The 8,810-nt window shown below is 74.2% G+C and carries 12 protein-coding genes; 6 read left to right on the plus strand and 6 right to left on the minus strand.

The features are described 5' to 3' along the window. Positions 1-64 precede the first annotated feature (64 nt). The gene (locus AB0L34_RS31350) at positions 65-778 is read right to left on the minus strand and encodes an MSMEG_4193 family putative phosphomutase (protein ID WP_363708985.1); all 714 of its coding nucleotides are present in this window, start codon (positions 776-778) and stop codon (positions 65-67) included. A 121-nt stretch (positions 779-899) separates the two neighbouring features. On the opposite strand from AB0L34_RS31350, the gene AB0L34_RS31355 reads away from it, so the two are divergent. Next, positions 900-1,508 (plus strand): XRE family transcriptional regulator, encoded by a 609-nt coding sequence (locus AB0L34_RS31355; protein ID WP_363708987.1) that lies wholly within the window; start codon positions 900-902, stop codon positions 1,506-1,508. Between the two features lie 91 nt (positions 1,509-1,599). On the opposite strand, the gene AB0L34_RS31360 is transcribed toward AB0L34_RS31355, so the two are convergent. Together AB0L34_RS31360 and AB0L34_RS31365 are read right to left on the minus strand one after the other, a co-directional pair. Next, positions 1,600-2,436 (minus strand): undecaprenyl-diphosphate phosphatase, encoded by an 837-nt coding sequence (locus AB0L34_RS31360; protein ID WP_350704371.1) that lies wholly within the window; start codon positions 2,434-2,436, stop codon positions 1,600-1,602. Continuing rightward, positions 2,433-3,485 carry an LLM class F420-dependent oxidoreductase gene (locus AB0L34_RS31365; RefSeq protein ID WP_363708989.1) on the minus strand — a complete coding sequence of 351 codons (1,053 nt, stop codon included), beginning with the start codon at positions 3,483-3,485 and terminating at the stop codon, positions 2,433-2,435. The genes AB0L34_RS31360 and AB0L34_RS31365 overlap by 4 nt, the downstream gene beginning before the upstream one ends. Before the next feature lie 178 nt (positions 3,486-3,663). Here AB0L34_RS31365 and AB0L34_RS31370 point away from each other — a divergent pair, with 178 nt between their 5' ends. From AB0L34_RS31370 to AB0L34_RS31380, 3 genes are all read left to right on the plus strand, one after another. After that, positions 3,664-4,635 carry an aldo/keto reductase gene (locus AB0L34_RS31370; RefSeq protein ID WP_363708991.1) on the plus strand — a complete coding sequence of 324 codons (972 nt, stop codon included), beginning with the start codon at positions 3,664-3,666 and terminating at the stop codon, positions 4,633-4,635. 74 nt (positions 4,636-4,709) lie between these two features. Continuing rightward, positions 4,710-5,021 (plus strand): metalloregulator ArsR/SmtB family transcription factor, encoded by a 312-nt coding sequence (locus AB0L34_RS31375; RefSeq protein ID WP_363708993.1) that lies wholly within the window; start codon positions 4,710-4,712, stop codon positions 5,019-5,021. Next, positions 5,018-5,431, plus strand: coding sequence for an SRPBCC domain-containing protein (locus AB0L34_RS31380; protein ID WP_363708995.1), 414 nt, complete (start codon positions 5,018-5,020; stop codon positions 5,429-5,431). Before AB0L34_RS31375 ends, AB0L34_RS31380 begins: the two co-directional genes overlap by 4 nt. Before the next feature lie 179 nt (positions 5,432-5,610). Here the strand turns inward: AB0L34_RS31380 and AB0L34_RS31385 are convergent, their stop codons facing one another. From AB0L34_RS31385 to AB0L34_RS31395, 3 genes are read right to left on the minus strand one after another with little or no spacing between them, the layout of a single operon-like run. Continuing rightward, entirely contained in the window at positions 5,611-6,513 is a 903-nt protein-coding gene (locus AB0L34_RS31385; protein WP_363708997.1) for a hypothetical protein, read from the minus strand. Positions 6,514-6,535: 22 nt separating this feature from the next. After that, a complete protein-coding gene (locus AB0L34_RS31390; protein WP_363708998.1) occupies positions 6,536-7,594 on the minus strand; it encodes a hypothetical protein in 1,059 nt (352 codons plus the stop codon). After that, entirely contained in the window at positions 7,591-7,920 is a 330-nt protein-coding gene (locus AB0L34_RS31395) for a hypothetical protein (RefSeq protein ID WP_350704379.1), read from the minus strand. The genes AB0L34_RS31390 and AB0L34_RS31395 overlap by 4 nt, the downstream gene beginning before the upstream one ends. A 40-nt stretch (positions 7,921-7,960) precedes the next feature. On the opposite strand from AB0L34_RS31395, the gene AB0L34_RS31400 reads away from it, so the two are divergent. Both AB0L34_RS31400 and AB0L34_RS31405 read left to right on the plus strand, forming a co-directional pair. Next, positions 7,961-8,431, plus strand: a complete 471-nt coding sequence (locus AB0L34_RS31400; RefSeq protein WP_363709000.1) for a YbaB/EbfC family nucleoid-associated protein — start codon at positions 7,961-7,963, stop codon at positions 8,429-8,431. After that, positions 8,428-8,810: hypothetical protein (locus AB0L34_RS31405; RefSeq protein WP_363709002.1), on the plus strand; the 383-nt coding region annotated here is incomplete at its 3' end. The genes AB0L34_RS31400 and AB0L34_RS31405, both read left to right, overlap by 4 nt.

The raw sequence follows: 8,810 nt of genomic DNA on the forward strand, positions 1-8,810 counted from the left end.
CGCCCGCCGCGCCCGGCGGAGCGGCGGCCGGGCCCGGGCGTGGCGGTGGGCCGCCGCCGGGCCGTCACCGGCCTGCCCCCGCGCCGCCGCCCACCGCCGCGTCGGATTCGGCCGCGCCGGCCGCCCGGGCCGCCCGGCGGCGTCGCCTGGGCGGCGGCGGCACCAGGGCGGCCAGGTCGCCGCCGGTGTCGTTGAGCCGCACCAGGAACGGCCGCAGCGGGGTGTAGCGGATCGCCGTCACGGATGCCGGGTCGGCCACGATCCGCTGGAACAGGTCCAGGTGCACGCCGAGCGCGTCGGCCACGATGGCCTTGATCACGTCGCCGTGGCTGCACGCCAGCCACACCGCCTCCGGGCCGCGCTCCGCGGTGACCCGGGCGTCCCACGAGCGCACCGCGGCGACCGCCCGCGCCGCCATCGCCGCCATCGCCTCCCCCTCCGGGAAGACCGCCGCGCTCGGGTGCTGCTGGACCACCGGCCAGAGCGGCTCCTTGGCCAGCTTCTTGAGCGGCTGCCCCTCCCAGGTGCCGTAGCCGCACTCGGTCAGACCCTCCTCCACGATCGGGGTCGCCCCGGGCAACGCCAGCTCCAGGGTCTGCCGGCAGCGGATGAGCGGGCTGGTCACCACCGCGGCCAGCGGCACCGGCCGCAGCCGCTCGCCCACCGCGGCGGCCTGGGCCCGGCCGGTGTCGTCCAGCTCGACCGGCTGGCGGCCGGCCAGCCCGCCGTCCGCGTTCGCGGTCGTCCGGCCGTGTCGCAGAAGCAGAAGGGTCGCCACGGTGACACCCTATGATCCTGCGCCCGGCGGCGGGCGTACGCGGCGTCCGCCGTGGCCGCCGTATCCGGCCCCGCGCCGGCCAGGGTGGCAAGTCGTGTTGCCGGGCTGGCAAACTGGCGGCATGGACGACGATCTCGACCACGCGCTCGGCGCGGTGGGACCCCGGCTGCGCGCGCTGCGCCGGCAGCGCGCGACCACGCTGGCCGACCTCTCGGGGGCGACCGGCATCTCGGTGAGCACGCTGTCCCGGCTGGAGTCCGGCTCCCGCCGGCCGACCCTCGAACTGCTGCTCCCCCTGGCCCGGGCCCACGGCGTCACGCTCGACGAGCTGGTCGGCGCCCCGCCCACCGGCGACCCGCGCATCCACCTGCGGCCCGTCACCCGGCACGGCATGACGATGCTGCCCCTGACCCGTCGGGCCGGCGGCATCCAGGCGTACAAGCTCGTGATCCCGGTCAGCAGCCCCCGCCGGGAGCCCGATCCGCAGACCCACGAGGGCTACGAGTGGCTCTACGTCCTCAACGGGCGGCTGCGGCTCGTCCTCGGCGAGCGGGACCTGGTGCTCTCCCCCGGCGAGGCGGCCGAGTTCGACACCCGGGTGCCGCACTGGTTCGGGGCCGCCGACGCCGAGCCGGTCGAGTTCCTCAGCCTGTTCGGCACGCAGGGCGAGCGGGCGCACCTGCGCGCCCGTCCCAGGGCCACCCCCTCGGAGGAACCGGACCGGCCCTGACCTCGCCGACGGTCCGCACGGCCCACCCCGGACACGGGCCGGCCCCCCACCGCACGAGGCGGAGGCGGGGGCCGGCGGGGCTGCGGGCGGATCAGGTGGCGCTGATGGTGCCGGTCATCAGCAGGGCGAGCACCAGGGTGCCCAGCGCGACCCGGTACAGCACGAAGACGTACAGGGTGTGGTGCGCGACGTAGCGCAGCAGCCAGGCGATGGCCGCGTACCCGACGCCGAAGGCGATGATCGTGGCCACGACCATCTGGGCGACGCTCGGCACGGAGGTGCCGGGGGCCGCCGGCTCGAAGACGTCGCCGACGCTGAAGATCCCGGACATCACCACCGCCGGGATGGCCAGCAGGAACGAGTAGCGCGCCGCCGCCTCCCGGGTGAGGTTGAGCAGCAGCCCGGCGGTGAGCGTGCCGCCGGAGCGGGACACGCCGGGGATCAGCGCCATCGCCTGGGCGAAGCCCATCACCACGCCGTCGCGCATCCGGAAGTTCTCCAGGGTGCGGCTCTGCCGGCCCCAGTACTCGGCGAACGCCAGCACGAACGCGAAGACGATCAGCGTGGTGGACACCAGCCAGAGGTTGCGTCCGGCGGTGCGGATCTGGTCCTTGAACAGGAAGCCGAACAGCCCGATCGGGATCGAGCCGACGATCACGTACCAGCCCATCCGGTAGTCGAGGCTGGAACGGACCGACTTGTCCCGGATGCCGACCAGCCACGTCCGGGTGATCCGCCAGATGTCCTTGGCGAAGTAGATCAGCACCGCCGCCTCGGTGCCCAGCTGGGTGACCGCGGTGAACGACGCCCCGGCGTCGCGGTCGAAGAAGATCGCCGAGGTGATCCGCAGATGCCCCGACGAGCTGACCGGCAGGAACTCGGTCAGTCCCTGGACGATGCCCAGGACGATGGCCTCGACCCAGGTCACTCGCCGACTCCCGAGAGCTCCAGCGCCTCGGCGACGGTACGCAGCGTCTGCACGCCGCTGTCCCGGTCCGCCGCGAACAGGGTCACCGACAGGGTGGTGACGCCGGCGGCCGCGTACTCGCGCATCCGCTCGGCGATGCGCTCCTTCGGGCCCAGCAGCGAGGTCCGGTCGATGAATTCCATCGGCACCGCCGCGGCGGCGTCACGCTGCCGCTTGGCCAGGTAGAGGTCCTGCACCTCGCGGGCGGCGTCGCCGTAACCCATCCGGGTGGCGAGCTGGTTGTAGAAGTTCTGCTGCCGGCTGCCCATGCCGCCCACGTAGAGGGCCGCGTAGAAGCGGACCAGCTCGGCGCAGGACGCGACGTCGTCGCCGACCACCACCGGCACGGACGGGACCACGTCGAAGCCGGCGAGCTCCTTGCCCACCTTCGCCCGCCCGGCCCGGACCGACGCGAGCTGCTCCTCGGCGAACTCGGGGGCGTAGAAGACGGCGAGCCAGCCGTCGGCGATCTCCCCGGCCAGCTCCAGGTTCTTCGGGCCGACCGCGGCGAGGTAGATCGGGATGTGTTCGCGCGGCGGGTGGAAGCCGAGGCGCAGCGCCTTCCCGGGCCCGTCCGGCAGCGGCAGCGTGTAGAACTCGCCGTCGTACGCGACCTCCTTGCGGGCGGCGGCGAGCTTCACGATGTCCACGAACTCGCGGGTCCGCGCCAGCGGCTTGCCGAACCGCACCCCGTGCCAACCCTCGGAGACCTGCGGACCGGACACCCCCAGCCCGAGCCGGAACCGGCCGCCGGAGAGGGCGTCGATGGTGGCCGCGGTCATCGCGGTCATCGCCGGGGTGCGGGCGGGGATCTGCATCACCGCGCTGCCCACGTCGATCCGCTCCGTCTGCCCCGCCATCCAGGCGAGCATGCTCGGCGAGTCGGAGCCGTAGGCCTCCGCCGCCCACACCACCGAGTAGCCGAGCCGGTCCGCCTCCTGGGCGAGAGCCAGGTGATCGGCCGGCGTGCTCCACGCCGTCTGGTATCCGAGGCTGAGCCCGAGTCGCACTAAGGTCCTCCCCCATCCGCACCACAAGTCGCATCAGGTTACGCAATGCGGGAGGACGCCCCGATCACCGGCTCACCGCAACCCCGGGCCGACCCGGGCGGTCGGAAACACGACGCGCCCGGCAGACTTGACGGGAGCGAGGATGTCCGCGCGGCCCGGTTCGAAATAAGGTTCACCCATGCAACAGCGACCGCTCGGCCGAAGCGGGCTGGCGGTTTCGCGGCTCGCGCTCGGCACCATGACGTGGGGCCGGGACACCGACGCCGACGATGCGGCCGCCCAGCTGAAGAGTTACCTCGACGCGGGCGGCAACCTGATCGACACCGCCGACGTCTACGGCGACGGCGACGCCGAGTCGGTCATCGGGTCGCTGCTGGGCACCCTGGTACCGCGCGAGGAGCTGCTGATCGCCACCAAGGCGGGGCTGCGGCCGGGCAGCGGCCGGCGCCGCGACGGCTCCCGGGGGCACCTGCTGCGGACGTTGGACGCCTCGCTGCGCCGCCTCAACACCGACCACGTCGACCTGTTCCAGGTGCACGGCTACGACCCCGACACCCCGCTGGAGGAGACCCTCGCGGCGCTGGACCACGCGGTGGCCAGCGGCCGGGTCCGCTACGTCGGGGTGTCGAACCTCTCCGGGTGGCAGACCGCGCGGGCGGCCGCCTGGCAGGCCGCCTGGCCGGGCCGCGCCCCGGTGGTGGCCGCGCAGGTGGAGTACTCGCTGCTGGAGCGGGGCGTGGAGCGGGAGGTGCTGCCCGCGTGCGAGGCCCTCGGGCTGGGGGTGCTGCCCTGGTCGCCGCTGGGCCGGGGGGTGCTCACCGGCAAGTACCGGCACGGCCGCCCCGCCGACTCGCGGGCGGCCTCGCCGCACTTCGAGCGGTTCGTCGCCACCTACCTGGAGCCACGCTGCTCCAGCATCGTGGAGGCGGTCGCCACCGCGGCCGGCGGGCTGGGGGTCTCGCCGCTGGAGGTGGCGCTGGCCTGGATCCGCGACCGGCCCGGGGTGGTGGCCCCGATCCTCGGCGCGCGGACGGTCGGGCAGTTGCTCGGCGCGCTCCAGGTCGAGCGGATGACGCTGCCGGAGGAGATCATCACCGCGCTGGACGACGTGTCGGCCGTACCGGTCGGCTACCCCGAGCGCGACGGCTGACCTGCCCCGACACGGCGGCGCCAACGCGTCGGAAATCATTGACATGTCGGCAATCCCCGACATAACTTGGGGTGGTGCCCGAAGACGACGTGTTCCTCGCGCTGGCGAGCCCGGTCCGCCGCAGACTCCTGCAGCTGCTCGCCGAGGGGCCACGTACGGCCGGCGACCTGGCCAGCCAGTTCGACCTGAGCCGGCCCGCGGTCGCCGAGCACCTGCAGGTGCTGCGGCGTGCCGAACTGGTGCACGACGAACCCAGCGGCCGGCAACGGCACTACCACCTCACCGCGGAGCCGCTCGCCCAGGTCGGCGACTGGCTCCACCCGTTCGAACGATTCTGGCGCCAGCGACTGCGTTCGCTCGCCGACGTCGCCGAGGAGGACGAGTGACCGCGACCAACACCGACACCATCGCCATCGACCAGTTCGTCGCCGCCCCGCCGAGCAAGGTCTGGCGCACCCTCACCGAGCCCGAGCTGCTCGCCCGCTGGTGGGTGCCCGGCGACATCGCCGCCGTCCTCGGGCACCGCTTCCACCTCCAGATGCCCGGCTGGGGAGCGGTGGCCTGCGAGGTCGTCGAGGTCGTCCCCGAGGAGAAGTTCGTCTACACCTTCAACGAGAGCTGGACACTGACCTGGCGTCTGGTCGCGGAGGGCAACGGCACCCGCCTGTTGTTCGAGCACAGCGGGTTCGACCTCGACCGGAAGTCCGAACGGGACGCCTTCGACCGGATGGGACCCGGGTGGCGGGACAAGGTGCTGCCGCAGCTCGCGCAGACCGCTTCCCGACTCACCGACTGACGTTCCGCCGGGGCACGCCGGGACGGGGCCGACACCGGCTCGGGGGTGCCGCTGGCGCGGCCGGCACCGGCTCGGGCCGGCACTGGCGCCGCCGGTGGCCGTGGCGCGGGTTCGGTCGCGGTCCGCCCCCTGCCACACAGGACACCGGCGTCCGCGCCGCTTCGGCGGACGCCGCCGGCTCAGGCCGTGGGGCGCCGACCCGGGATGTCGCGTACGGCGGCGAGGAAGCGCGCCTGGTCGTCGCGGGTGGCCGGGTTGACGACCCGGATCCAGGAGCCGTCGTCGAACACGATGGTTGACGGGAACTGCACGAGGCGGGCGGCGCCGTGGTCGGAGTCGATCCGGGCGATGCGCCTCCGCTCCACGCTCCACAGCACCTGGGGGCGGCGGCGGTCCTCCCGATCGGGGTCGGGGCGGCGACCCATCCGCAACAGGTGCAGGTGGGTGTCGGTGACGACGAGCGGGGTGCCGGTGTAGCGCTCCAGGAACAGCAGCAGGCTGCCGGCGAGCGTGGCGAGGTCGCCGCTGAAGACGTACCGCCGCCGGTAGGCGATCTCCGCGAGCTGGTCGGCCAGCGGCCGGTAGCGGCTGAGCCGGAACAGCGCCCGGAACGCCTCCTGTTCGGCGGTGAGCGGCAGCGGCTGCCGCGGCTCGGCGGCCGGGCCCGGCTCGTCCGTCTCGGCCGCCTCCAGGGTGTTCGCCGCGAGGACGGCCGCCCTGCCCGGCAGCAGCAGGACGCCCGCGACGACCCGCACGGGCGTCATCACGGCGTCCACCCACGCGACCGGGTTGACGACGTGGAGCAGCCCGAACAGCGCGCGCGGGTCGAGCGCCTCGGCCAGCTCCGCGTTCACCCGGTCGGCGAGCTGGCCGCCCGCCCGGTGGTTCTCGGGCGCCCGCACCGGCGCCAGGCCGACGTAGCGGATCTCCTCGCCGGGCAGCAGCGGCGCGACCAGGGCGCGCTCCGGCTCGTCGCTGGTGCGGAACTCGTCGCGCAGTTCGCGGGCCTTGTCGCGGGCGGCCCGCGCCCCGCCGAGCACCGCGTCGGTCAGCCGGCCGAGTCGACCCCTGGCACCGGTCACGCCCCACCCCCTCGATCGGCCCTCACCGGCCGGCCGGTTGCTCCGCCGGCTGCCCGAAGACATTCTGGTCGATCCACTCGGCGCCGCCGGCCACCGCCCCGTCGATCTTGTCGTCGATCTGGTCCGTGCCGGGCACCGACAGCCCCGAGACCACCGCGACGGTGCCCCAGGTCGCGCCGTGCACCACCGCGTTCGGAACGTTCCACGGCAGGTTGGTGACGAAGTCCCGGCCGATCATCCGCGCCCCGTCGGCCATGCCGTGCGCCCGCAGCGCCCCGACGCGCTCGAAGGTGCTCATGTCGAACGGCGTGCCCGACTTGCCGAGCTTCCAGCTGCCCTTCGCCGGATCCGTGAACTTGTGGAACCACTTGTCGGGGTCGCCGGCGGCGCGGCGCTTGTCGGCGTACTTCTGGCCGGCGCGCAGCGCCTTCTGCTTGTCGACCAGCTTGTCCAGGTGGTTACGCAGCCTGCGCAGGTGGTGGAGCACCCGCTGGAGCAGCCGGATGACCTTCTGCAGGTGCGCCGCCAGCGGGCGGATGATCTTCAGCATCCGGGCGAGAGCGATCATGCCCCGGGTGACACCCAGCGCCACGCCGGCCGCCCAGGACGCGCCGGCGGTGAACGGCGCCATCAGCAGCGCGGTCACCAGCGTCACCAGCAGGAAGTTGACGAACTCGACGCAGATGTCGACCAGCACGTCGTGGACGGTCTGCAGGGCGTCGGCGACGCCGCGCAGGTATTCGGCGGTGGCGGTGAACTGCTCCGCGACGTCCAGCAACTGCTGCTCGACCTCGGCCAGCCGCCGCCCGTACGCCTCGCCGGCCGGCGAGCGCCACCCGGCCCGCTCGGCCTCCCGCACGCCGCGGTGGCCCATGGCCAGCTCGCGGACCTGGGCGGCCAGGGCGTCCCACTCGGCGGCCTTGGCGCGCAGCGCGGCCGGCTCGCCGTCGACGAGGTCGACGAGCTGGATCAGCGGCCAGGCCAGGGCCCGGCAGACGCTGTCGACCGCCTTGTCCACGCTGGAGAGTGCGCCGTCGATGCCGTTCCACAGCTCGACGGCGGTTCCCGCCGGCCCGCTCACCGGGCCATCCCGGTGCCGATGGCGCGGAAGGACGCGTCGATGTCCTGCTCGTTGCGCTCGTACGCCTCGGCCGTCCCGCTCAGCGCCCCGCCGACCCGCTCGAACGCGTCGTGGCCGGACCGGAACAGCTCCATGCCGCCGCTGACCTGCTCGGCGTACTTCTCGCGGAGCAGGTCGCTGACGAACGGCAGGTGCCCGAACGCCCCGTCGGGAATGTCGCCCGCGGACGCGATCCGGCTCTCCAGCGCGGTCAGCGAGGTGGCCACCTGTTTCGCCGCCGCTTCCAGTCGCCGTACCGCCTGCACGTCGACGTCGATGTCCCCCATGCCGTTCCTCCCCGTCGCCCGGCGCGACGACGATACGATCATGCGGCTGCCGGTCGCCACCCCGGACCGGCGTTGTGCCCGGGAGGTTCTCATGTCCGACCCGCTGTCCGCGTTCGACGCCCTCGCCGGACGGCTCGCCGACATCGAACGCCGTTTCGCCGGTCTCAGGGACGACCTGGACGAGCTGAGCAGCACCGCGACCGACGACAGTGGACTGGTGTCCGCGACCGTCGACGCCACCGGCGAACTGACCGACCTGAGCTTCGCGCCGACCGCGCTGCGGGTGGGCACGGAGAACCTCGCGGCGATGGTGCTGGCGGCGTACCGGCAGGCTCGGACGGCGGCGGCGGAGCAGCTCGGCGAGCGCACCGAGGGCCTCGACGTCACGCTCGGCGCGGGCCTGGGCGAGATCTTCGGCACTCCCGGCGACTTCGCCTCGCTGGGCCGGCTGGAGGAGGCCATGGGGCGGCTCGGGCGGCTCGACGGGCGCCTCCCGGGGTCGCCGGCATGACGTCGCCGGGCTGGCCCGACGTCGTCGCCCAGCTCCACGACACGCTGTCCCGCTGCGACCACGACACTGATCTGGAACTCGCCGCGGGTCCCCGCCGGCTGCACCTGATGGTGCGCCGGAACCGGGTCCGGGGGATCTGCCCGGCCTACGACGAGCGGCACCTCGCGGAGCTCGGTTGGCAGGCGCCGCGGGGCGCCGGCGGCTGGTGGCACGAGACGCCGCGCACCCCCGAGGGCCTGCGTTGGTGGAGCGGGTTCGTGGCGCGGACCGCCGCCGCGGTGCTCACCACGGAACCCGACGCGCTGTCCTGCCAGATCCTCCCGCCCACCGGCCCCCGGGTGCGGCCGGGGCCGCGCCGGGCGCGGCAGGGTCGGCGCCG

The sequence above is a fragment of the Micromonospora sp. NPDC052213 genome (assembly GCF_040679695.1).
Lineage (GTDB): Bacteria > Actinomycetota > Actinomycetes > Mycobacteriales > Micromonosporaceae > Micromonospora.